Raw genomic sequence first — 22,175 nt, 5'->3', positions numbered from 1 at the left:
CACGTCCCGCAACCTGCGGGTCGTCACCCCACCACCCACCAACTCCGGGATACCGACTCCGGGCACGTCCCGCGACCTGTGAGTGTTGGCCCCATCACCCACCAACTCCGGGACACCGACCGGCGGCACGTCCCGCATTCTGCGGGCCTCCTTGCGGCATCCGTGATCATCCGCGGATCGGGGGACGTGCGTCCCTGGCATGTCCCTCAACCGACGGGTTGCGGCCGCTGCACCCACCGGATGCGGGACGCGCTCCTCGCGCAGGTCACGCGAACAGCGACGTCAGGCTCACGCACCCGCACATCACGGGACCCGCCTCACACCCGCGTCCCACCAGCGACCCGCGCCAAGCCCCAGGCGACCAGCGCCCCGCCCCAGCCAGCGCCCCCGCCCCAGACACCACCGCCCGAAACTCCCGGCTCAGCCGCCCTGGGTCAGCTGCAGAAGCGACTCGCGCACCTGACGGCGCAGCACCTTGCCGATGAGCGACTTGGGCAGCTCGTCGACGACATAGATGCGGCGCGGCACCTTGTAGGGGGTGAGGATGCCGCGGCTGAACTCGCGGATCGCCTCGACGTCGACGTCGCCGGAGCCGTCGAGCACGACGGCCGCGACGACCTCCTCGCCGGAGTGCTCGTGGGGGAGTCCGACGACGGCGGCGTCGACGACGCGCGGATGCTGTCGCAGCACGTTCTCGACCTCGGTGGGGGCCACGTTGAAGCCGCCGGTGATGATGAGTTCCTTGATGCGATCGACGATGCGGACGAACCCGTCCTCGTCGATCGTGACGATGTCGCCGGTGCGGAACCACCCGTCGACGAAGACGGATGCCGTCTCTTCGGGCTTGCCGTAGTAGCCCTGGAACACCTGCGGGCCGCGCACGAGCAGCTCGCCGCGCTCACCGTCGGGAACGTCGGTGCGCGGATCGTCGGGGTCGACCACGCGGCACTCGGTGCCGGGCAGCGGCAGGCCGATGGTGCCGGCCTTGCGGTGCTCGGCGACGGGGTTGGCCATGAGCACGGGGGAGCACTCCGACAGGCCGTACCCCTCGACGAGGTAACCGCCGGTGGCCTCCTCGAACGGCACGACGAGCTCGTGCGGCAGGGCCATGGCCCCCGAGATGGCGACCTCGGTGCCCGCCAGCGACACGCCCTCGGCCCGGGCCGCCTGCAGCAGCCGGTCGGCGATGGGCGGCACGAGCGGGAGGAACGTGGCGGGGTGCTTCTTGGTGACCGCCAGCACCATGGCCGGCTCGAACCGCGGGAAGAGCACCAGCCGCGCCCCCATCGACATCGCGAAGGTCAGGCAGAGCGTGAGGCCGTAGGCGTGGAACATGGGCAGCACGGCGTAGACCACGCATCCCTTGCCGCGCTGGATCGACGGCACCCAGGCCTGCGACTGCCGGGCGTTGGCGAGCAGGTTGCGGTGGGTGAGCAGGGCGCCCTTCGGGGTGCCGGTGGTGCCGCTGGTGTACTGGATGATCGCGAGGTCGTCGGTCGACGGGCTGGGGGCGGATGCCGGGAGCGGCTCGGCGCGCAGCAGGTCGTTCCACGCGGTGGCGCGGCTGACGCGCTCGGTGAGCGCGGCGCGCGACTCGCGGGCCTTGGCGATGGGGAGGCGCAGCGCCATTCGCATCGACACCGGCATCGCGGTGGTGATGTCCACGGAGATGAGGTTGGGGACGGTCAGGTCGGCGGGGAACTCCTGCACCGTGCGCACGACCTTGCTCCACACGATCGCCGTCTTCGCGCCGTGGTCCTCGAACTGCTTGCGCAGCTCGCGCGGCGTGTAGAGCGGGTTGTGCTCCACGGCGACGGCGCCCAGCCGCAGGATCGCGTAGAACGCCACGATGTGCTGGGGGCAGTTGGGCAGCACGATCGCGACGCGGTCGCCGGCGCCGACGCCGAGGGCGGCGAGACCGGCGGCGGCCCGCTCGACGGCATCCTGCAGTTCGCGGTACGAGGTCGTGCGGCCGAAGAACTGCAGCGCCGGGGCGTCGGGATAGTCGCGCGCCGAGGCGAGGACGATGTCCCAGAGCGAACCGGTCACCGGTTCGAGGTCGGCGGGGACGCCATCGGCATAGCTGGCGATCCAGGGGCGCGGCGGGTCATACGTCGTCACGCGGCCAGCCTAGCCCGCGGGCGTCGCGCGCGAGGGGGCGCAACTAGACTGTGCGGGTGTCTGAAATCACCCCCGAACTCGTGCGCCATCTCGGTGTGCTCGCCCGGATCCGACTGGACGATGACGAGGTGACCCGCCTGACCGGTCAGCTGTCGGTCATCGTCGACAACATCGCGAAGGTCTCCGAGGTCGCCACCCCCGACGTGCCCGCCACGAGCCACCCCATCGCCCTGCAGAACGTGTTCCGCACCGACGAGGTCGGCGCGATGCTGACCGTCGAGCAGGTGCTGCAGAACGCTCCGGATGCCACGGAGGACCGTTTCAAGGTGACCGCGATCCTGGGGGAGGAGCAGTGAGCGACATCATCCGGCTGACCGCAGCCGACCTCGCCGACCGTCTCGCCGCCGGCGAGGTGTCGTCGGTGGAGGCCACGCAGGCCCACCTCGACCGCATCGCCGACGTGGACGGCGACGTGCACGCGTTCCTGCACGTCAGCGACCACGCGTTGGACGTCGCCGCCGACATCGACCGCCGCCGCGCCGCCGGCGAGCAGCTGGGCGCCCTGGCCGGCGTGCCGCTGGCGATCAAGGACGTGCTGGTCACCACCGACATGCCCTCCACGAGCGGATCGAAGATCCTCGAGGGCTACATGTCGCCCTACGACGCCACCGTGGTCGCCCGTGCACGCGCCGCCGGCCTCGTGCCGCTGGGCAAGACCAACATGGACGAGTTCGCGATGGGCTCCTCCACCGAGCACTCCGCCTACGGCCCCACCCACAACCCGTGGGACCTCGACCGCATCCCCGGCGGCTCGGGCGGCGGGTCGGCGGCTGCCGTCGCCGCCTTCGAGGCACCGCTGGCGCTCGGCTCCGACACCGGCGGCTCGATCCGTCAGCCCGCGCATGTCACCGGCACCGTCGGCATGAAGCCGACCTACGGCGGCGTCAGCCGCTACGGCGCGATCGCGCTGGCCTCCTCGCTCGACCAGGTCGGTCCGGTCTCGCGCACGGTGCTGGATTCGGCGCTGCTGCACGACGTGATCGGCGGCCACGACGCCAACGACGCCACCTCCCTCACCGACCGCTGGCCCTCCTTCGCCGCCGCCGCCCGCGAGGGCGCGACCGGTCAGGTGCTGAAGGGCCTGAAGGTCGGCGTCATCCGGGAGCTCCCCGACAGCGGCTTCCAGGCCGGCGTGTCGGCGTCGTTCCGCGCCGCGCTCGACAAGATGCAGGCCCAGGGCGCCGAGATCGTGGAGATCAGCGCCCCGCACTTCGAGTACGGCGTCGCCGCGTACTACCTGATCCTGCCCGCGGAGGCCTCGAGCAACCTCGCCAAGTTCGACTCGGTGCGCTTCGGCATGCGGGTCGAGGTGCCCGGCGGCACCGTCGAGGACGTGATGGCGGCCACCCGCGACGCCGGCTTCGGCGACGAGGTCAAGCGCCGCGTCATCCTCGGCACCTACGCGCTGTCGGCCGGTTACTACGACGCCTACTACGGCAGCGCCCAGAAGGTGCGCACGCTCATCCAGCGCGACTTCGACCAGGCGTTCGCGCAGGTCGACGTCATCGCCACGCCGTCGGCGCCGACCACGGCCTTCCGCCTCGGCGAGAAGATCGACGACCCGCTGCAGATGTACCTCAACGACGTCACCACGATCCCGGTGAACCTCGCCGGCGTTCCCGGCATCTCCATCCCGTCGGGCCTCGCGGCCGAAGACGGCCTGCCGGTCGGCATCCAGTTCATCGCGCCCGCTCGCGAAGACGCCCGGCTCTACCGGGTCGGCGCGGCCGTCGAGGCGCTGCTGCTGGACGAATGGGGCGAGCCGCTGCTCGCGAAGGCTCCGGCTCTGGGAGGGACCCGCTGATGGCCAAGGATGCGCTGATGGACTTCGATAAGGCCCTCGAGCTGTACGAGCCCGTGCTCGGCTTCGAGGTGCACGTCGAGCTGAACACCGAGACCAAGATGTTCTCGGGCGCCGGTAACCCCGCCCACGAGAGCAACCACGGTGCGGCGCCGAACACGCTCGTCGCCCCCGTCGACATGGGCCTGCCCGGGTCGCTGCCGGTGGTCAACGAGACCGCGGTGCGGTACTCGATCAGCCTGGGCCTGGCCCTCGGCTGCTCGATCGCGCCGTCAAGCCGGTTCGCGCGGAAGAACTACTTCTACCCCGACCTCGGCAAGAACTACCAGATCTCGCAGTACGACGAGCCGATCGCCTTCGAGGGGCAGGTCGAGATCGAACTGGCCGACGGCACCCTGATCGAGGTGCCCATCGAGCGCGCGCACATGGAGGAGGACGCCGGCAAGCTCACCCACATGGGAGGCGCGACCGGTCGCATCCAGGGTGCCGAGTACTCGCTCGTCGACTACAACCGCGCCGGCGTGCCGCTGGTGGAGATCGTCACCAAGCCGATCTTCGGCACCGAGCACCGCGCTCCCGAGGTCGCGAAGGCCTACGTCGCCGCGATCCGCGACATCGTGCTCTCGCTCGGCATCTCGGAGGCGCGCATGGAGCGCGGCAACCTGCGCTGCGACGCCAACGTGTCGCTGCGGCCTCGCGGCCAGGAGAAGCTCGGCACCCGCACCGAGACCAAGAACGTCAACTCGATGCGCTCGGTCGAGCGTGCCGTGCGTTACGAGATCCAGCGGCAGGCCGCGATCCTCGCCGCCGGCGGCTCGATCACGCAGGAGACGCGGCACTGGCACGAAGACACCGGGCGCACCTCGCCGGGCCGTCCGAAGTCGGATGCCGACGACTACCGGTACTTCCCCGAGCCCGACCTGCTGCCCGTCGTCCCCTCCGACGAACTCATCGAGCAGCTGCGCAGCGAACTCCCCGAGGCTCCCGCGGTGCGCCGCCGGCGCCTGAAGACGGACTGGGGCTTCACCGACCTCGAGTTCCAGGACGTCGCCAACGGCGGCCTGCTCGCCGAGGTCGAGGCCACCGTCGCCGCCGGGGCCCCCGCCGCGGCCGCCCGCAAGTGGTGGACCGGCGAGATCACGCGCCTGGCCAATGCGCAGGGCGTCGAGGCGTCGTCGCTGGTGGAGCCGGCCGCCGTCGCCGAGCTGCAGAAGCTCGTGGATGCCGGCACGCTCACCGACAAGCTGGCCCGCCAGGTGCTCGAGGGCATGATCGCCGGCGAGGGCACGCCGCAGCAGATCGTCGACGCCCGCGGGCTCGCGGTGGTCTCCGACGATGGCGCTCTCATCGCGGCGATCGACGAGGCGCTGGCCGCCCAGCCCGATGTGCTCGCCAAGATCCGCGACGGCAAGGTGCAGGCCGCCGGCGCCGTGATCGGTGCCGTGATGAAGGCGATGCGCGGGCAGGCCGACGCCGCGCGCGTGCGCGAGCTGGTGCTCGAGCGCGCCGCCGGCTGACCCCCGCGCGTACGGAATTCCGGCGCACCGAGACGGCAGATGCCGCTCCGGTGCGCCGGTTCCGTTACCCGGCCGTGGGCGCGGAATCCCGTCGCGTTCCGGATGCCGCAGTGTCGGCGCCGCGGGGGACAATAGGGGGATGGGTCGGGGTGACGGGCGAGGGCGGCGGGTGTCGGCGCCCGATGCCGACGACACCGGCACGCGCATCCTGCACGTCGACATGGATGCCTTCTACGCCGCCGTCGAGGTGCTCGACGACCCCACGTTGGCCGGCAAGCCGCTGATCGTCGGTGGTGTCGAGGGCCGCGGGGTCGTCTCGAGCGCCTCCTACGAGGCCCGTCGCTACGGCGTGCGCTCGGCGATGGCGGTGGCTCAGGCCCTGCGGCTGTGCCCGCAGGCGATCGTCGTCCCACCGCACTTCGAGCGCTACGTCGCGCTGTCGCGGCAGGTCATGGATCTCTTCCACGAGGTGACGCCGCTGGTCGAGCCGCTGTCCATCGACGAGGCCTTCCTCGACGTGTCGGGCGCCCGCCGGCTCTGGGGGTCGCCGGGCGAGATCGCGCGCACGCTGCGCCGCACGGTGCGCGCGCAGACGGGGCTGACCTGCAGCATCGGGGTGGCCCCCACCAAGCACGTCGCGAAGATCGCCTCGACCTTGTCCAAGCCCGACGGGCTCCTCATCGTCAGCGAGCCCGAGATGGCCTCCTTCCTGGCGGGCCTTCCGGTGCGCGCGCTGTGGGGTGTGGGTCCCAAGGCAGCCGAAGCGCTCGAAGGGCGCGGCATCCGTCTCGTCGGCGACATCCTCGCCGCGCCGCGCGCGGTGATCGAGCGCGCGCTGGGGCCGGCCGGCGGCGCACAGGTGTGGCAGCTGGCCCATGGCGTCGACCCGCGCCGCGTCGACACCGAGCGCGTCGAGAAGAGCGTCGGCCACGAGGAGACGTTCATGGTCGACGTCACCGACGTCGCAGTGCTCCGCAGCGAGCTGCGACGACTCTCCGACAACGTCGCGTCGCGCCTGCGCAGCGGCGGATGGGAGGCGGCGACCGTCGCCCTGAAGCTGCGCTACGCCGACTTCACGACTGTTTCGCGCTCGTCTACGCTCCCCGAGCCCACCAACGTCGGCCATCGCATCGGCGAGGTCGCCATCGGTCTGCTCGGTCAGCTGCCGCTCGACCAGGCGGTGCGCCTGATCGGCGTGCGCGGCGAGAAGCTGCGCGCCGCCGGGGGAGCGATGGCGCTGTGGGACGACGACGAAGACTGGCGCCGTGTCGACGACGCCCTCGACGACGCGCGCGCCCGGTTCGGACGCGGCGCCGTGACCCGGGCCAGCGTGCTGGGGCCGCGACGCGACGTCGATGCGCTGCCGACGGCTCCGCGACTGCCCCGGGACTGATCGCCGCCGGTTCGCACCGCGCCGACGGATGCCGCGCTGCACGCCACCCTGGGCGGGGCGCGCCTCGGCGGGGTACGGTGGGGGCATGGCCAACTTCGTGCTCGACCTCGGCAAGCAGGTCGCCTCCCTCGGTGTCAAGAGCGTGTACGGCGAGCAGCAGGATGTCGACGGCCTCCGTCTCATCCCCGTCGCCCTCACGTGGTCGGGCTTCGGCGGCGGCGAAGACGCCACCGGCAACGCCGGCGGCGGCGGGGGCGGCTACGCCATCCCGGTCGGCGCATACATCCGCAAGGGCGACGATCTGCGCTTCGAGCCGAACCTCGTCTCGCTGGCCGCGGTCGCGATCCCGCTCGTGTGGGTCGCCGGTCGCGTGTTCGTGCGCATCATCCGTGCGCTCAAGCGCTGAACGCGCACTGACGGCGGCGGCCGACGCGATCGTCGCCGCCACCGGAGACGCGCAGTCGGCCGGGGGTCGCGCCCTCGTGCTGATCGACGGACGATCCGGTTCGGGCAAGACCACCCTCGCGGCGTTGGTCGCGCGGCGGCTGGACGGCGAGCCCCAGATCGTCGCGCTCGATGACATCTATCCGGGATGGGACGGGCTCCGCGACGGCGCGGAGATCGCCCGGCGCGACGTGATCGCGCCGTTCGCGGCGGGGATGCCGTCGCGCTGGCACCGGTGGGACTGGGCCGCGCACGCGAGGGCCGAAGCGCACACCGTCGACCCGGATCGTCCGCTGATCGTGGAGGGCGCAGGGGTGCTCACCGCCCAGAGCGCACCGCTGGCCCCCGTGCGGGTGTGGCTGTCGTGCCCCACCGACGTGCGGCGTCACCGCGCGCTCACCCGCGACGGCGAGACCTACCGGCCCTTCTGGGACCGATGGGCGGCCCAAGAAGACGACCACATCGCCCGTCACGACCCGGCGACTCTGGCCACACTGCCGTTCGAGGTGCGCTGACCCCCTCCAGGAGCGCATGGCACTCCGGGGGTGTGAGGTTCAGGCGTCGAGGGCCTGCACCAGTCCGTCGAGGCGATAGCCGAGCCAGTCGTACACGCCGAAGCGCGGGTCGTCGAGGTCGTGGTCGTCCTCGTCGACGATGCCCAGCCGGGTGGCCAGCACGAGGCGCACGGCGCTGAGGGTGCGCAGCCACGACATCGCCTGCGCGAGGCTGAGCGTGAGGGTGACCCGGTCGGTCGCCTCGTCGTCGGCGACATCGCCCGGTGCGAGCCGCTCCCGCTCGCCCCGCAGGGTCGCGAGCATCGCGTCGGCGTCGGAGCGGCGCCGCCCCAGCAGGTCGCCTTCGGTGAGCCGGCGGAACTCGGTGCCGGCCTCGGCATCCGACGGATACGCATCGGGCACGAGGCGCGCGATCGCGGGATCGACGGCGGGAGAACCTTCCAGCAGCTCGACGAACTGGGCGGTGAGGTCGGAGAGGTGGGCCGCTTCGATGAGCGCCAGGTCGACGACGACGGTGCGCTCGGTCATGCGGCTGACTCTCGCACAGTCGCCCAGAGGCCGTAGTCGTGCATCGCCTGCACGTGCAGCTCCATCTGCTCCCGCGCGCCCTCGGCGACCACGGCGTGACCCTCGTGGTGCACGGCGAGCATCAGCTGCTGCGCGCGCTCCGCGGTGTAGCCGAAGTACGTGCGGAAGACGTAGGACACGTAGCTCATGAGGTTGACCGGGTCGTTCCAGACCACCGCCTGCCACGGGCCCGCCGATGTGGCATCCAGGTGAAGGTCGATGTCCTCCTGCGGGAGCGCGATGCTCATGCCCACCCCAGCTCGTGCAGACGGGCGTCGTCGATGCCGTAGAAGTGCGCGATCTCGTGGACGAGGGTCGTGTGCACCTCGTCGCGCAATTCGTCCTCGGAGTCGCAGGCGTGCAGGTGCGGCTCGCGGTAGACCATGATGCGGTCGGGCAGTTCTCCCATGCCGTACCGGTCACGCTCGGTGAGGGCGAGCCCGTCGTAGAGCCCGAGCAGATCGAGGGAGCCGTCTTCGGGGCGGTCCTCGACGACGAAGATCACGTTGTCGAGCCCGGCGACCATGTCGTCGGGAAGACGGTCGAGCTCGTCGGCGACGAGATCCTCGAACGCATCAGCGTCCATGTCGATCATCGGGAGACCTCGACCGGGGGAGAAGTGGGGTGGCTAACGGGACTTGAACCCGCGACCCCCGCGACCACAACGCGGTGCTCTACCAACTGAGCTATAGCCACCATGTTCCCGTTTCCGGGCAACCATCCGATTGTATTACAGTCCGGAAGCATATGACGACACCGCCGAGGACGCGGCGTCTTTGGCCTCGTCGCTGGTCGGACCCGGCTCGGGCACGAACACCGCCTGACGGTAGTAGGCGAGCTCACGGATCGACTCGAGGATGTCGGCGAGGGCACGGTGGCCGCCGTCTTTGGCGGGAGCGTTGAAGTAGGCGCGCGGGTACCAGCGGCGCGACAGCTCCTTGATGCTCGACACGTCGACGTTGCGGTAGTGCAGCCAGCGGTCGACCAGCGGCATGTACCGCGCGAGGAACATGCGGTCGGTTCCGATGGTGTTGCCCGCGAGCGGCGCCTTGCCCTCGGGCACGAAGCGCTGGATGTAGGCCAGCGCCTGGAACTCCGCCTCTTCGACACTGACGCCATGGGGGATCTCGTCGAGCAGCCCGGAGCTCTGGTGCATGCGGGTGACGAACTCGCCCATGTTCTCGAGGGCGCTGTCGTGCGGCTTGATCACGATCTGGAAGCCCGGGTCGAGCACGCGCAACTCGAAGTCGGTCACGACGATCGCGATCTCGACCAGTTCGTCGACCCCGAGATCGAGACCCGTCATCTCGCAATCGATCCAGACGAGTCGGTCGTTCTCTGCAGCTGACACCATCCCGCCATCGTATCGGTCGGGTACGACACCCCGAGGGCGGGCCGACTACGCTGGATGCCGCGCCCCCGTAGCTCAGTGGATAGAGCGACGGCCTTCTAATCCGTGGGTCGCAGGTTCGAATCCTGCCGGGGGCACTCCGTGTCGCGAAGATCGCGACGCGTCCCCCGATGACACCGGGTCTGGCGGTGCACCGACGACCGGCGTAGCGTCGAGACGTCGGAAGGGGAACGCCCATGAGCACCACCGCTTCGACCCTCTGGGTCGCACAGGGAGCCGAAGGCAACGTCGTCGGCAGCATCCGCAAAGACGGAGACGGCTACACCGTCACCATCGCCGGAGCCGATGCGTCGGTCGGGACGTACCCGACGATGGACGTCGCCAAGAACGCACTGCACAGTCACCTCACTCCGGGCGCCGACTGGCCCCGGTTCGTCGAGCACTGAGCCCGGCGCTCACGCCGTCCGCATCGCCACCCGGCGGCTGCGGTCGAACCACGGCAGCGTGCGGTGCACCGCGGGGCCGATGAGGGCTGCGAACAGCACCGTGCCGAGACCGACCGTGCCCCCGAGGAGCCACCCGATCAGCAGCACCGTCGCCTCCACCGCGAGGCGGGCCGCCCACAGCGGCGTGCCGAAGCGGTTGTGGATGCCGGTCATGAGGCCGTCACGGGGCCCCGGACCGAAGTTCGCGCCGATGTAGAGGCCGGAGGCCACCGCCACCACCGCGATGCCCGCGAGGAGCGTGGCCAGCTGCAGCAGGAACCCGCTGACCGGCGGGATCACCGAGATCGTCACCTGGATGCTCGTGCCCACGAGCAGGATGTTCATCACGGTCCCGAGCCCCGGTCGCTGACGCAGCGGGATCCACAGCAGCAGCACGAGGAAGCCGAGGATGTTGGCGACCCACCCGATGCCGATGCCGGTGTGCAGGGAGACGCCCTCGGCGAGCACCGTCCACGGGTCCAGGCCCAGTCCGGCCTGGATCATGAGTCCACAGCCCGCGCCGAACACCACGAGTCCGACCAGCAGCTGCACCACACGCATCGTCATGTCACCATTTGACCGCATGATTGGACTGCGCGCACCGGTCCAATCCCTCTAAGGTGGCCTGATGGACTCTCGGATCACCGCCCGGGCGCTGTCGGTCGCTCTCGGCGGATGGCGCACGCGCGAGCCGGCCTACGAGGCATTGGCCGACGGCATCCGTTTGCTCTGCCTCGACAACCGTCTCGCCCCGCGCACCACGCTTCCGGCCGAGCGCGAGCTGGCGGCCGCACTCGGACTCAGTCGCGCCACGATCGCCGCCGCCTACCGCAGCCTGCGGGGCACGGGGCACGTCGAGAGTCTGCGCGGGTCGGGCACCGTGACCCTTCCGCTCGGACGCCGCGCCTTCGCCCGCAGTCACGTCGCCGACGACGACATCGACCTGCAGCAGGCCAGTCCGGCAGCGTGGCCGGGGCTGGCGGGGGTGATCTCGGAGGTCGCCCAGGATGCGGCGGCCCTCGTCGCCCGCGCCGGTTACGACGTCGTCGGCAACCCCGCCCTGCGCGCGGCGATCGCCGACCGCTACACCGCCCGCGGCATCCCGACCGCGCCCGACGAGGTGATCGTCACCACGGGCGCCCAGAGCGCGATCCACCTGCTCGCCGCCACACTCGTGCGCCGGGGTGAACGGGTGCTCATCGAGACGCCGACCTATCCGCACGCCGCCGAGGCGCTGCGCGGGGCCGGCGCGCGGCTGGTGGGCGTGCCCGTCGACACCGCGACCGGGTGGGACCTCGATCGGGCGGTGCAGGCGTTCGAGCGCACCCGTCCGGTGGCGGCTTACCTCATGCCGACGTTCCAGAACCCGACAGGGCGGTCGATGACCGCCCTCGATCAGGACGTCGTCCTGCACGCGGCGGCCCGCGCCGGCACGGTGCTCATCATCGATGAGACGACCGCCGAGCTCGACATCGAGACCACCGCGGGCGGGGCGAGGGAGGTGGCCGCGTTCCGCGACCCGCATGCCGAGGTCATCCACATCGGCTCACTGGGCAAGACCGTGTGGGGCGGCCTGCGGGTGGGATGGATCCGCGCCGACGCCGACGTGATCCGACGCCTGGTCGCCGCCCGCGCCCCGCGCGACCTCGGGACGCCGGAGTTCGAGCAGCAGGTGGCGACCCGTCTGCTGGCGCGGATGCCGGAGATCCTCGCCCAACGCTCCGACCTGCTGCGGGTGGGACGCGACGCCCTGGTGCGGGGGCTGCACGCGCACCTGCCGGAATGGGGCGTTCCCGCTCCCGCCGGGGGCGTGGCGCTCTGGGCCGAACTCGATGCGCCGCTGAGCTCCGCCCTGGTGATGGCTGTGCGCGCAGAGGGCCTGTACCTCTCGCCGGGAGCGCGCTTCGCGGTCGACGGCGGTCACGACCGGCGCCTGCGCCTGCCCTTCACCGCGCCCCCAGAGCAGCTGCGCCGGGCCGTGGAGATCCTCGCGGACGCCTGGCCGCGGGTGCGCTCCGCCGCGCCCACCGCGGTGACCGAGTTCGTCGACGCGGTGATCTGACCGGGCCGCGTTCGACGCCCTCCGCGCCCGCGCACGCGGCCGGCGCCTGCGTCTCACCGACTCCAGCGCAGGCAGTCGGCGGCCTCGTCGGCCGACCAGAACGCGCCGAGCGCGCGCAGGGTGCCGGATGCGGCGTGGAAGCGCCGCGCGACGTATCGGCGCTGCGGGCCGTCGCCGCGCACCTCCAGGTGGCCGAGTGCGCGGCCGGCGCCGTCGAGCACCCGCCAGAGCCGCGCCCCCACGGCGATCGGGCGCAGTCCTCCCGGCAGTGCCGGTGCGGGCGGTGAATCGAACCTCGTCTCCATGTCTTTCCCCCTTCTGAGGCGAACATATCTTCGACCTCCGACACGCTGACGAACGCCCGCTCATCACTTCCTCCCCAGCCCGCCGCTGCGCGCATCCGTCCCCAGATCGACGGTCCGGGCCGCCGCGCCCGTGCGCCGAGCGCGAGTCTGTGAGGGCTTCGGCATCCGTTCGGCACGCGGATGCCGAAGCATCGCCGGCCGGAAGGACCGGCCGGCGGAAGGGAGCAGTCATGAGCGAGCAGATCACCCTCGTCGGCAACATCGCCACCACGCCCGAGCGGCGCACCACCGCGGCCGGCATCCCCATCGCGAACTTCCGGATCGCCTGTTCCGAGCGCAAGTTCGACGAGCAGTCCCGCGCCTGGGTCGACGGCCACACGAGCTTCTACTCGGTGTCGGCCTACCGCGCCCTGGCAGAGCACGCCCTCGCCTCGCTGCGGCTGGGGGAGCGGGTCATCGTCACCGGATCGCTGCGCGTGCGCACGTGGGAGAGCGGCAACCGTCACGGCACCGCCGCCGACGTCGACGCCAGCGCCCTCGGCCACGACCTGCGCTGGGGCACCAGCTCGTTCCAGCGGTCCCAGTCGCCCGCGACGTACGCAGCCGCCGGTGGCGAGGCGCCCGGGTCGGGCACCGGTGCGCCCGCGGCCGCGCAGGACTGGGCTCCGTCGCTGGCGCCGTCGCCGGCGGACCAGCCCGACCTCCCGTCACCGGCCCCCACCGAGGCGGAGGCCGAGGCGGAGGCGGAGAAGGATCCGGTGCCGTTCTAAGCGCCCGTAGACTCGACGGGTGCGCCTGAACCGTCTCCGAACCCTCACCGCGCTCGGACTCGTCGGCGCCGGCGCCCTGCTGCTGGCCGGGTGCACGCAGGCCCCCGCCCCCGAGCCCACGACCCCGTCGGCGACGGTCACCTCGACTCCCACGCCGACGCCCACCGGACCGGTGCTGGTGCCCGAGGGTTCGGCCACCGACAACCTGCCGCTGTTCACCACCGTGATGAACGACGTGTGGGCCACCGATGCGCGGGTGCAGGGCCGGGCCTACGTCGACGCGCTCGTCGCCGCCGGTTTTCCGAAGACGGCGATGCAGGTGACCAACGACGCGACGAGCGTGGGAAACCCCGCCGACAGCATCCAGTTCTCGGTGGTGTGGGCCGGCGAATGCCTCGTCGGCCAGGTGGGTCCGTCCACGCCGGCGCCGACGGCGCTGGTGATGCCGGAGCTGCCTGCCGGCGACTGCCTCATCGGGAACACGCGCGCGATCGACTGGTGAGCGCGCCGCCGTTGCCACCGCCCTCCTCGGATCGGCGCCGGGCGGGCGGAGCGGCCCCGTAGACTTGACGGGTTATGGCCGAATACATCTACTCCATGGTCCGCGCCCGCAAGGCGGTCGGCGAGAAGCTCATTCTCGACGACGTCACGATGGCTTTCCTCCCCGGTGCCAAGATCGGCATGGTCGGCCCGAACGGCGCCGGCAAGTCGACGATCCTCAAGATCATGGCGGGCCTGGACACGCCGTCCAACGGCGAAGCCAAGCTCTCGCCCGGGTTCACCGTCGGCATCCTCATGCAAGAGCCCGAGCTCGACGAGTCCAAGACGGTGCTGGAGAACATCCAGGACGGTGTGGCGATCAAGCCCAAGCTCGACCGCTTCAACGAGATCTCGGCGCAGATGGCCGACCCCGACGCCGACTTCGACGCGCTGCTGGCCGAGATGGGCACGCTGCAGGAGGAGATCGACGCCGCCGACGGCTGGGACCTCGACTCGCAGCTGTCGCAAGCGATGGACGCCCTGCGCACCCCGCCGGCCGACGCCGCGATCGCCCCGCTCTCCGGTGGTGAGCGCCGTCGCGTCGCGCTGGCGAAGCTCCTGCTGCAGAAGCCCGACCTGCTGCTGCTGGACGAGCCCACCAACCACCTCGACGCCGAGAGCGTGCTCTGGCTCGAGCAGCACCTCCAGGCCTACAAGGGCGCGGTCATCGCGATCACCCACGACCGGTACTTCCTCGACAACGTCGCGGAGTGGATCGCCGAGGTCGACCGCGGCCGGCTCATCGGCTACGAGGGCAACTACTCGACCTACCTGGAGAAGAAGGCCGAGCGCCTCGACATCCAGGGCAAGAAGGACGCCAAGCTCGCCAAGCGCCTCAAGGACGAACTGGAGTGGGTCCGCAGCAGCGCGAAGGGCCGCCAGACCAAGTCGAAGGCGCGTCTGGCCCGCTACGAGGAGATGGCGGCCGAGGCCGACCGCACCCGCAAGCTCGACTTCGAAGAGATCACGATCCCGCCGGGGCCGCGCCTGGGCAACGTCGTGATCGAGGCCAAGAAGCTGCAGAAGGGCTTCGACGGCCGCTCGCTCATCGACGGGCTCACCTTCAGCCTGCCGCCGAACGGCATCGTCGGCGTCATCGGCCCCAACGGCGTCGGCAAGACCACGCTCTTCAAGACGATCGTCGGCCTCGAGCCCCTCGACGGCGGCGACCTGAAGATCGGCGAGACGGTCAAGATCAGCTACGTCGACCAGTCGCGCTCCAACATCGACCCGACCAAGACGCTGTGGGAGGTCGTCAGCGACGGCCTCGACATCATCACCGTCGGCAAGACCGAGATCCCCTCGCGCGCCTACGTGTCGAAGTTCGGCTTCAAGGGTCCCGACCAGCAGAAGAAGGCGGGCGTACTCTCCGGTGGTGAGCGCAACCGACTGAACCTGGCCCTCACCCTCAAGGAGGGCGGCAACCTGCTGCTGCTCGACGAGCCCACCAACGACCTCGACGTCGAGACGCTGTCGTCGCTGGAGAACGCCCTGCTCGAGTTCCCGGGCTGCGCCGTGGTGATCACCCACGACCGGTGGTTCCTCGACCGCATCGCCACGCACATCCTCGCCTACGAGGGGACGGCCGAGAACCCCGACCGCTGGTACTGGTTCGAGGGCAACTTCGACGCCTACGAGGCGAACAAGGTCGAGCGACTGGGAGCCGACGCGGCCAACCCCGCCAAGTCGACCTACCGCAAGCTCACGCGTGACTGACACCCGCATCCACGTTCCCATCCATCTGCGATGGGGCGACCTCGACGCGTTCAACCATGTCAACAACGCGACGATGCTCAAGCTGCTCGAAGAGGCCCGCATCCGCGTCTTCTGGACGCCGGAGGCGGGCGAGCACGCTCCCGACACCGCGGTGATGGATGCCGGGTTCGCCGCGGGCGAGCTCTCGCTCATCGCCCGTCAGGAGATCGAGTACCTCGCGCCGGTCCCGTACCGGCGCGAGCCGCTCGACGTGCAGATGTGGTTCGGACGGCTCGGCGGCTCGAGCGTGGAGATCTGCTACGAGGTGTTCAGCCCGCTGGGCGTGATCCCGCAGACACTCTATGCACGTGCGGCGTCGACGCTGGTGATGGTGGATGCCGAGACGTTCCGCCCCGTGCGGCTGTCACCGCGCATGCGCGCGGCCTGGCAGCCGTACGTCGGTGCGCCGCTGACGTTCACACGCCGCTGACGTTCACGCGCCGCTGAGCGCACCGCGCGGCGGACCCCGGTCAGTGGGCGCCGGCGGCGCGCACCATGATCTCCTGCGCCACCGAGGCGACCAGCACACCGTCGCGGGTGAAGATGCGGCCGGTCGAGAGTCCTCTGCCGCCGCCGGCCGACGGGGACTCCTGGGCGTACAGCAGCCACTCGTCCACACGCGCCGGCCGATGCCACCACATCGCGTGGTCGAGGCTGGCGACCTTCAGTCCCGGCAGCGCCCACGGCACGCCGTGCGCGCGCAGCACCGACTCCTGGATGGTGAGGTCGCTGAGGTAGGCGAGCACGGCGCGGTGGAGGGCGGGATCGTCGCCGATGCGACGGCGCGTGCGCACCCAGACGTGCTGACGGGCCACGTGCGGTTCGGGCGCCGAGCGGTAGAGCGGGCCTTCGGCGTGCAGCACCTCGATGGGGCTGTCGGCCAGCAGCCGGCTCGACAGCGGATGGGAGCCCTCGGCGGCGGCGACGATCTCGTCGGGATCGGCGATCCCCGTCGGCATCTGCGCCTGATGGGCCAGTCCCGGGGTCTCGTGCTCGAAGGAGGCGATCATCGAGAAGATCGGGACGCCGTCCTGGTAGGCCTGCGTGCGACGCGTCGAGAACGAGCGGCCGTCGTGGATGCGATCCACCGAGAGGGTCAGCCCCCGGGCCGAGTCGCCGGGCCGCAGGAAGTAGCCGTGCATCGAGTGCGGCACCCGGTCGTCGTCGGTGGTGCGCTCGGCCGCGATGATCGCCTGCCCCAGCACCTGCCCGCCGAAGATGCGCCCGCCGGGCATCGGATGCGAGGCGCCGAGGAAGATGTCCTCGGTCGTGCGGGCCCGGCTGTCGGCGAGGTCCAGCACCCGCAGCATCTGCCCGACCGGGTCGGTGTCCGCCGGCGTCGTCCCGACCGCGTTCTCGTCGCCGCTCACGCGCTCTCCGCATCCACCTTGGTAGTTTAGGGCGGATGTCCCCGCGCCTGCTGTTCCCGCATGCCCCCGCCGCCGCCGACGCCCTCACGTTCGCGCAGCGCGCCGGTCGCGCCGGCGACGGGGCGGTGCGGCTGCGCGCCGAGGGCGGCGTGCTGGCGATGACGGCGTCCGTCCTGGCCGCCGACGGACTGCTTGATGACACTCCGACGATCCTCGCGATGCGCTTCCTTCCGGTCGACCCCGAACTCGTGTGCGACCTCGTCGTCACGGCGGATGCGCTGACCCCCGGTGACGAGCCGACCTGGGTGGGACTTCCCGAGGCCGCCGTCACCGCGTCGTGGGCGGGCATCTCGCCGCCCCGGTCGGGGTGGGAGCCCGCCGGCGAGGTCGCGGCGGCGACCCTGGCCGCCCGCGCGCAGTGGGGGATCGCGGCGGTCGCCGAAGCGGTTCCCACCGACGCCGGTGCCGAGGCCGTGCAGGCGGTGCGCGCGCACGTGTGGGGCGTCCCCGACGATGCACTGCTCGGCCTGCCGCGCGGCGTCGCCTTCGCGGCCTTCGCGCTGGGCTTCATCGGAGGCGAGGAGACGGCCGCGGTGCGCCGGTGCGGCCCGTGGACGCGCCTGTCGCTCGCCCGCGGTCACGTCATCACCCGCGAGACCTCGCGCGTGGGTATGACGGCGGTTCGCACGACCGGCCGCAGCGCCTGAGGGGGAGCACCGGGCGGCGGTGCCACACTGGGCCGGTGACGGTCATCGACAACGCGATCTACGTGGACGGTCGGCGGGTCGCCTCGCCGACGACCCTCTCCCAGACGGCCGCGGCCCTGCAGACCGCCGGCGGCTTCGCGTGGATCGGCCTGTACCGGCCCGACCCGGTGCAGCTGGCCATCCTCGCCCGGCAGTTCGATCTGCATCCGCTCGCCGTCGAAGACGCGCTGCTCGGCCATCAGCGGGCCAAGCTCGAGCATTACGGGCAGACCCGCTTCCTCGTGCTGCGCCCGGCACGCTACCTGGATGCCGAGGAGACGGTCGAGTTCGGCGAGATCGCGCTGTTCGTGGGCGACGACTTCGTCATCGGGGTGCGCCACGCCGAGTCGCCCGACCTCGCCGCGGTGCGCGGCCGCCTGGAAGCGGCACCCGAACTGCTGCGCCGCGGCACGCTGGGGGTGCTCTACGCGGTGCTCGACCAGGTCGTCGACGACTACGCGCCGGTCGTGTCGGGTCTGGAGAACGACATCGACGAGATCGAGGCGCAGCTGTTCAGCGGCGACCCCGCCGTCACCAAGCGCATCTACGACCTGTCCGGCGAGGTGATGGAGATCCAGCGCGCCGTACGGCCGCTGCAGGGGATGATCGCGTCACTGCGCGCCGAGCTGGAGTCCGACGACGCCGAGGATGCCGACCTGCTCGAGCTGCGCCGTTCGTTCCGCGACGTGCTCGACCACGTGATCGGCATCGTGCAGCAGGTCGACGAATACCGCGACACCCTGCAGAACGCCCTGACGGTGCACGCGACCCTCGTCGCCCAGCGGCAGGCGGAGACGAGCCTGGCCCAGTCCGAGCAGACCAAGCGCATCTCCAGCTGGGCGGCGATCATCTTCGCGCCGTCGCTGATCACCGGCATCTACGGGATGAACTTCACCCATATGCCCGAACTGGAATGGCCGATCGGCTACCCGCTCGCCCTCGGGGCGATGCTCGCGTTCGCCCTCGCCCTGTTCTTCGTCTTCCGCTCCAAGAGCTGGCTGTAGCGCGCAGCCGCCGCGGCGCGCATCCCCCGCGGCGCGCGCCTCAGACCGCAGCGGCGGCGCTGCGCCCGGCGGTGCGCCCGGAGAACAGGCATCCGCCGAGGAAGGTGCCCTCCAGCGCGCGGTAGCCGTGCACCCCGCCGCCACCGAACCCGGCGGCCTCGCCGGCCGCGTACAGGCCCGGCACCGGCTCGCCGCCCGCGCCGAGGGCCCGACCGGCCAGATCGGTCTGCACGCCGCCGAGCGACTTGCGCGTCAGCACGTGCAGCTTCACGGCGATGAGCGGTCCCTGCTCCGGGTCGAGGATGCGGTGGGGCGCGGCGGTGCGGATCAGCTTGTCGCCGCGGTAGGCGCGCGCCGAACGCAGCATCGCGATCTGGGCGTCCTTGGTGAAGTCGTTGTCCATCTCGCGGTCGCGCGCCTCGACCTCGGTGCGCACGAGTTCGGCGTCGAGTGCGTCGCCGCCGGGGAGGGCCTGCATCCCGGCGATCAGCTCGTCGAGGGTGGGGCGCACGACGAAGTCGACACCGTGGTCGAGGAAGGCCTGCACGGGCCCCGCCGCGCCCTTGCCGAGCCGCGACTTGAGCAGCAGCGGCACGTCCTTGCCGGTGAGGTCGGGGTTCTGCTCGCTGCCGGAGAGGGTGAACTCCTTCTCGACGATGGACTGCGACAGCACGAACCAGGAGTGGTCGTAGCCGGTCTCGCGCAGGTGGGCGAGGGTGCCGAGCGTGTCGAACCCGGGGAACAGCGGCACCGGCAGTCGGCGGCCGGTCGCGTCGAGCCAGATCGAGGACGGGCCGGGGAGGATGCGGATGCCGTGCTGCGGCCAGATCGGGTTCCAGTTCTGGATGCCCTCGACGTAATGCCACATGCGGTCGCCGTTGACCAGCCGCGCACCGGCGCCGGCGACGATCGGCTGCATCGACCCGTCGACGAAGGCGGGGACGCCGCTGATCATGGTCTGCGGCGGCGTGCCGAGCCGCTCGGGCCACTGCGCGCGCACGAGGTCGTGGTTGCCGCCGATGCCGCCCGAGGAGACCACCGTCGCACCGGCGCGCACCTCCCACGCTCCGACCACCTCGCGACCGGATGCGACGCCGCGCGCGGTGCCGGAGGGGGCGAGCACGTCGCCGGCGGCGCCGACGACCGTGCCGTCGACGGTGAGGAGGGAGGTGACCTTGTGGCGGGGGAGCACCCGCACCAGGCCGGCCAGCTCGCCCTGCTCGACGGCCGCCTGGAACGGTGCCACGATGCCGGGACCGGTGCCCCACGTGATGTGGAAACGGGGGACCGAGTTGCCGGGGCCGGTGGCGGTGTAGCCGCCGCGCTCGGCCCAGCCGACCACGGGGAAGAAGCCGACGCCCTTCTCGCGCAGCCACGCCCGCTTCTCCTGGTGCGCGAACTGCAGGTAGGCCTCGGCCCACTGCCGCGCCCACGCGTCGTCGTCGCGGTCGAAGCCCGCGGTGGCGAACCAGTCCTGGCGGGCGAGCTCGTAGGTGTCGCGGATGCCCATCCGCCGCTGCTCGGGGGAGTCGATGAAGAACAGCCCGCCGAACGACCAGTGCGCCTGGCCACCGAGATTCGTGCGCGGCTCCTGGTCGACGATGACGACGTTCTTGCCGGCGGCGACCGCCTCGGCGGCGGCCACGAGCCCCGCCAACCCCCATCCGATCACGAGGACGTCTGCGGCATGGGTCTGCGCGGATCGGGCGTGGGGGGATGCGGTCATCACGACTCCTTCGTCGAGGTCTCCACCGGATCGGGTTCCGGCATGCGGGGGTGCACCGGGAGCGAGACGGCGGGGGCCGCGCGCTCCGGGCCGATACCGGTCGGCTCAAAGGTGTTCACCATCGCGTGGGCGGCCCGCTCCAGATAATCCCACAGGGTGGCCTCATGCAGCGACGACAGGCCGAGATCGTCGACCGCGACGCGCATGTGCCGCAGCCACCGCTCCCGCGCGTCGGGGTTGACGTGGAAGGGTGCGTGCCGCATCCGCAGCCGGGGGTGGCCGCGCTGCGCGCTGTAGGTGGCAGGGCCTCCCCAGTACTGCTCGAGGAACATCGTGAGGCGCACGGCGGCCGGCCCCAGGTCTTCCTCGGGATACATCGGCCGCAGCACCTCGTCGTCGGCGACGCCGCGGTAGAACGTGTCGACGAGGCGCACGAAGGTGTCGTGGCCGCCGATCTGGTCGTAGAACGAGCTGTCCGGGGTGGGGTCGGTCATGTCACTCCTCGGGGCCGGCGGCGGCCGCATCCCCGGCGGGCGGCTCGGGGGCGGTGTGCGACTTCTTCGACGTGCGCCGCGGCTTCCACACCGGCTTCACGATCTCCGGCGCCACCGGGGTGGGCTTGGTCTTGGGCGGGTTGGCGCCGCGCACGCGCTGCGCGCCGTCGATGCCCGACAGCACGATCGAGTTGAGCTGCGGCAGCGTGATGTCGAGTTCGTCCATCGCATGCTTGAGGCGCATCCGCAGCTCCCGGGCCACGTCGTCCTTCGCGTTGGCGCGGGTCTTCTGCACGAGCCGGATGACCAGGGCGTCGCCGCTGATGGACTCCAGACCCCACATCTCGGGCTGCTCGATGATGCGCGAGCGCCACTTGGCATCCTTGCTGAGCCCCTTGGCGGTCTCGAGCATCGCCTTCTCGACGGCGGCGATGTCGGCGTCGGCGGGCACGGCGAGGTCGATGATGACCCGTGACCAGCCCTGCGACATGTTGCCGATGCGGGTGATCTCGCCGTTGCGCACGTACCAGAGGGTGCCGTTGACATCGCGCACGTGGGTGACCCGCACGCTCACGTACTCGACGATGCCGGTGGCCAGGCCGAGATCGACCACGTCACCGATGCCGACCTGGTCTTCGGCGACGATGAAGATGCCGTTGAGCACGTCTTTGACGATGTTCTGCGCCCCGAAGCCGAGGCCGGCGCCGATTGCGGCGGTCAGCAGGGTGAACGAGCCCAGCACGTCGGCGTTGATGGTGAAGACGACGAGGATGAGGGCGACGATCACGATCGTGGTGTTGACCACGTTGGTGAGGATCGAGCCGAGTGTGCGGGTGCGCTGGATGATGCGCACCTGCGCGAGCGGGGAGTTGTCGATCGCGCGGGTGTCGTCGGTGGCTGCCCGCGACTTCGCACCCTTCACGATGCGGTCGACGACGCGGCGGATGAGGCGCCGCATCAGCCACGACAGCACGAACGCGGCGGCGATGATGAGGGCGATGCTGCCGACCGTGAGGCCGACCGTGCCGAGGAAGCGGAGGGCTTCCTCGCCCAGCTCGCTCCAGGCGGAGGCGGGGGCCGGGTCGGTCGGTTCGAAGGGAGCGATCATCGTCCCGATCCTACCGAGACCGCCGATGCCCTCCCTGGGCA

25 protein-coding genes and 2 tRNA genes are annotated in these 22,175 nt (G+C 71.3%); 15 read left to right on the top strand and 12 right to left on the bottom strand.

The window, feature by feature from the left end; all coding sequences use genetic code 11:
* Positions 1–420: 420 nt before the first annotated feature.
* Positions 421–2,121 (bottom strand): long-chain-fatty-acid--CoA ligase, encoded by a 1,701-nt coding sequence (locus tag N3K63_RS08310; RefSeq protein WP_261579686.1) that lies wholly within the window; start codon positions 2,119–2,121, stop codon positions 421–423.
* 56 nt (positions 2,122–2,177) lie between these two features.
* Between N3K63_RS08310 and gatC the strand changes: the two genes are divergently transcribed.
* The 6 genes from gatC (at position 2,178) to N3K63_RS08280 (ending at position 7,851) form a co-directional block, all read left to right on the top strand.
* Entirely contained in the window at positions 2,178–2,477 is a 300-nt protein-coding gene (gene gatC, locus N3K63_RS08305) for an Asp-tRNA(Asn)/Glu-tRNA(Gln) amidotransferase subunit GatC (RefSeq protein ID WP_261579685.1), read from the top strand.
* Positions 2,474–3,985 carry an Asp-tRNA(Asn)/Glu-tRNA(Gln) amidotransferase subunit GatA gene (gatA, locus tag N3K63_RS08300; RefSeq protein ID WP_261579684.1) on the top strand — a complete coding sequence of 504 codons (1,512 nt, stop codon included), beginning with the start codon at positions 2,474–2,476 and terminating at the stop codon, positions 3,983–3,985. Before gatC ends, gatA begins: the two co-directional genes overlap by 4 nt.
* The gene (gene gatB, locus N3K63_RS08295) at positions 3,985–5,499 is read left to right on the top strand and encodes an Asp-tRNA(Asn)/Glu-tRNA(Gln) amidotransferase subunit GatB (protein WP_261579683.1); all 1,515 of its coding nucleotides are present in this window, start codon (positions 3,985–3,987) and stop codon (positions 5,497–5,499) included. Before gatA ends, gatB begins: the two co-directional genes overlap by 1 nt.
* Before the next feature lie 139 nt (positions 5,500–5,638).
* The gene (locus N3K63_RS08290; RefSeq protein ID WP_261579682.1) at positions 5,639–6,892 is read left to right on the top strand and encodes a DNA polymerase IV; all 1,254 of its coding nucleotides are present in this window, start codon (positions 5,639–5,641) and stop codon (positions 6,890–6,892) included.
* Between the two features lie 85 nt (positions 6,893–6,977).
* The gene (locus N3K63_RS08285; protein WP_261579681.1) at positions 6,978–7,298 is read left to right on the top strand and encodes a hypothetical protein; all 321 of its coding nucleotides are present in this window, start codon (positions 6,978–6,980) and stop codon (positions 7,296–7,298) included.
* Positions 7,282–7,851, top strand: coding sequence for a hypothetical protein (locus tag N3K63_RS08280; RefSeq protein ID WP_261579680.1), 570 nt, complete (start codon positions 7,282–7,284; stop codon positions 7,849–7,851). The genes N3K63_RS08285 and N3K63_RS08280 overlap by 17 nt, the downstream gene beginning before the upstream one ends.
* A gap of 39 nt (positions 7,852–7,890) precedes the next feature.
* Here the strand turns inward: N3K63_RS08280 and N3K63_RS08275 are convergent, their stop codons facing one another.
* The 5 genes from N3K63_RS08275 to orn form a co-directional block, all read right to left on the bottom strand.
* Entirely contained in the window at positions 7,891–8,379 is a 489-nt protein-coding gene (locus N3K63_RS08275) for a DUF2017 domain-containing protein (RefSeq protein WP_261579679.1), read from the bottom strand.
* Entirely contained in the window at positions 8,376–8,666 is a 291-nt protein-coding gene (clpS, locus tag N3K63_RS08270; RefSeq protein ID WP_261579678.1) for an ATP-dependent Clp protease adapter ClpS, read from the bottom strand. Before clpS ends, N3K63_RS08275 begins: the two co-directional genes overlap by 4 nt.
* Entirely contained in the window at positions 8,663–9,013 is a 351-nt protein-coding gene (locus N3K63_RS08265) for a metallopeptidase family protein (RefSeq protein ID WP_261579677.1), read from the bottom strand. Before N3K63_RS08265 ends, clpS begins: the two co-directional genes overlap by 4 nt.
* Before the next feature lie 25 nt (positions 9,014–9,038).
* Positions 9,039–9,114, bottom strand: a tRNA-His gene (locus N3K63_RS08260).
* 34 nt (positions 9,115–9,148) lie between these two features.
* Positions 9,149–9,772 carry an oligoribonuclease gene (gene orn / locus N3K63_RS08255; RefSeq protein ID WP_261579676.1) on the bottom strand — a complete coding sequence of 208 codons (624 nt, stop codon included), beginning with the start codon at positions 9,770–9,772 and terminating at the stop codon, positions 9,149–9,151.
* Between the two features lie 61 nt (positions 9,773–9,833).
* Here orn and N3K63_RS08250 point away from each other — a divergent pair.
* Together N3K63_RS08250 and N3K63_RS08245 are read left to right on the top strand one after the other, a co-directional pair.
* Positions 9,834–9,906 (top strand) — tRNA-Arg (locus N3K63_RS08250).
* Between the two features lie 99 nt (positions 9,907–10,005).
* Complete coding sequence (locus N3K63_RS08245; RefSeq protein ID WP_261579675.1) at positions 10,006–10,215, top strand: methyltransferase; 210 nt, start codon at positions 10,006–10,008, stop codon at positions 10,213–10,215.
* Between the two features lie 9 nt (positions 10,216–10,224).
* Here N3K63_RS08245 and yczE read toward each other — a convergent pair whose 3' ends face one another.
* A complete protein-coding gene (gene yczE, locus N3K63_RS08240; RefSeq protein ID WP_261579674.1) occupies positions 10,225–10,821 on the bottom strand; it encodes a membrane protein YczE in 597 nt (198 codons plus the stop codon).
* Positions 10,822–10,882: 61 nt separating this feature from the next.
* On the opposite strand from yczE, the gene yczR reads away from it, so the two are divergent.
* Positions 10,883–12,316 (top strand): MocR-like transcription factor YczR, encoded by a 1,434-nt coding sequence (gene yczR, locus N3K63_RS08235; protein ID WP_261579673.1) that lies wholly within the window; start codon positions 10,883–10,885, stop codon positions 12,314–12,316.
* 53 nt (positions 12,317–12,369) lie between these two features.
* Here yczR and N3K63_RS08230 read toward each other — a convergent pair whose 3' ends face one another.
* Positions 12,370–12,621, bottom strand: coding sequence for a hypothetical protein (locus tag N3K63_RS08230; RefSeq protein WP_261579672.1), 252 nt, complete (start codon positions 12,619–12,621; stop codon positions 12,370–12,372).
* 230 nt (positions 12,622–12,851) lie between these two features.
* Here N3K63_RS08230 and ssb point away from each other — a divergent pair, with 230 nt between their 5' ends.
* From ssb to N3K63_RS08210, 4 genes are all read left to right on the top strand, one after another.
* Positions 12,852–13,391, top strand: a complete 540-nt coding sequence (ssb, locus tag N3K63_RS08225; protein ID WP_261579671.1) for a single-stranded DNA-binding protein — start codon at positions 12,852–12,854, stop codon at positions 13,389–13,391.
* Positions 13,392–13,410: 19 nt separating this feature from the next.
* Positions 13,411–13,893, top strand: a complete 483-nt coding sequence (locus N3K63_RS08220) for a DUF6993 domain-containing protein (RefSeq protein WP_261579670.1) — start codon at positions 13,411–13,413, stop codon at positions 13,891–13,893.
* Between the two features lie 74 nt (positions 13,894–13,967).
* A complete protein-coding gene (ettA, locus tag N3K63_RS08215) occupies positions 13,968–15,647 on the top strand; it encodes an energy-dependent translational throttle protein EttA (protein WP_261579669.1) in 1,680 nt (559 codons plus the stop codon).
* On the top strand, positions 15,640–16,116 hold the full coding sequence (locus N3K63_RS08210) for an acyl-CoA thioesterase (protein WP_261579668.1): 477 nt from the start codon (positions 15,640–15,642) through the stop codon (positions 16,114–16,116). The genes ettA and N3K63_RS08210 overlap by 8 nt, the downstream gene beginning before the upstream one ends.
* 40 nt (positions 16,117–16,156) lie before the next feature.
* Here N3K63_RS08210 and N3K63_RS08205 read toward each other — a convergent pair whose 3' ends face one another.
* A complete protein-coding gene (locus N3K63_RS08205; RefSeq protein WP_261580072.1) occupies positions 16,157–16,996 on the bottom strand; it encodes an acyl-CoA thioesterase in 840 nt (279 codons plus the stop codon).
* A gap of 95 nt (positions 16,997–17,091) precedes the next feature.
* On the opposite strand from N3K63_RS08205, the gene N3K63_RS08200 reads away from it, so the two are divergent.
* Together N3K63_RS08200 and N3K63_RS08195 are read left to right on the top strand one after the other, a co-directional pair.
* Positions 17,092–17,763 carry a hypothetical protein gene (locus N3K63_RS08200; RefSeq protein WP_261579667.1) on the top strand — a complete coding sequence of 224 codons (672 nt, stop codon included), beginning with the start codon at positions 17,092–17,094 and terminating at the stop codon, positions 17,761–17,763.
* A 35-nt stretch (positions 17,764–17,798) separates the two neighbouring features.
* Complete coding sequence (locus N3K63_RS08195; protein ID WP_261579666.1) at positions 17,799–18,806, top strand: magnesium and cobalt transport protein CorA; 1,008 nt, start codon at positions 17,799–17,801, stop codon at positions 18,804–18,806.
* A gap of 40 nt (positions 18,807–18,846) precedes the next feature.
* Here the strand turns inward: N3K63_RS08195 and N3K63_RS08190 are convergent, their stop codons facing one another.
* From N3K63_RS08190 to N3K63_RS08180, 3 genes are read right to left on the bottom strand one after another with little or no spacing between them, the layout of a single operon-like run.
* The gene (locus N3K63_RS08190; RefSeq protein WP_261579665.1) at positions 18,847–20,532 is read right to left on the bottom strand and encodes an FAD-binding dehydrogenase; all 1,686 of its coding nucleotides are present in this window, start codon (positions 20,530–20,532) and stop codon (positions 18,847–18,849) included.
* The gene (locus N3K63_RS08185; RefSeq protein WP_261579664.1) at positions 20,532–21,026 is read right to left on the bottom strand and encodes a globin; all 495 of its coding nucleotides are present in this window, start codon (positions 21,024–21,026) and stop codon (positions 20,532–20,534) included. Before N3K63_RS08185 ends, N3K63_RS08190 begins: the two co-directional genes overlap by 1 nt.
* 1 nt (position 21,027) lies before the next feature.
* Positions 21,028–22,134: a mechanosensitive ion channel family protein gene (locus tag N3K63_RS08180; RefSeq protein WP_261579663.1), complete on the bottom strand. Its 1,107-nt coding sequence runs from the start codon at positions 22,132–22,134 to the stop codon at positions 21,028–21,030.
* Positions 22,135–22,175: the final 41 nt, after the last annotated feature.

Source organism: Microbacterium festucae, assembly GCF_025421715.1.
Lineage (GTDB): Bacteria > Actinomycetota > Actinomycetes > Actinomycetales > Microbacteriaceae > Microbacterium > Microbacterium festucae.
Note: the sequence above shows the minus strand (reverse complement) of the source record. Positions and strands in the feature narration are given on the sequence as shown.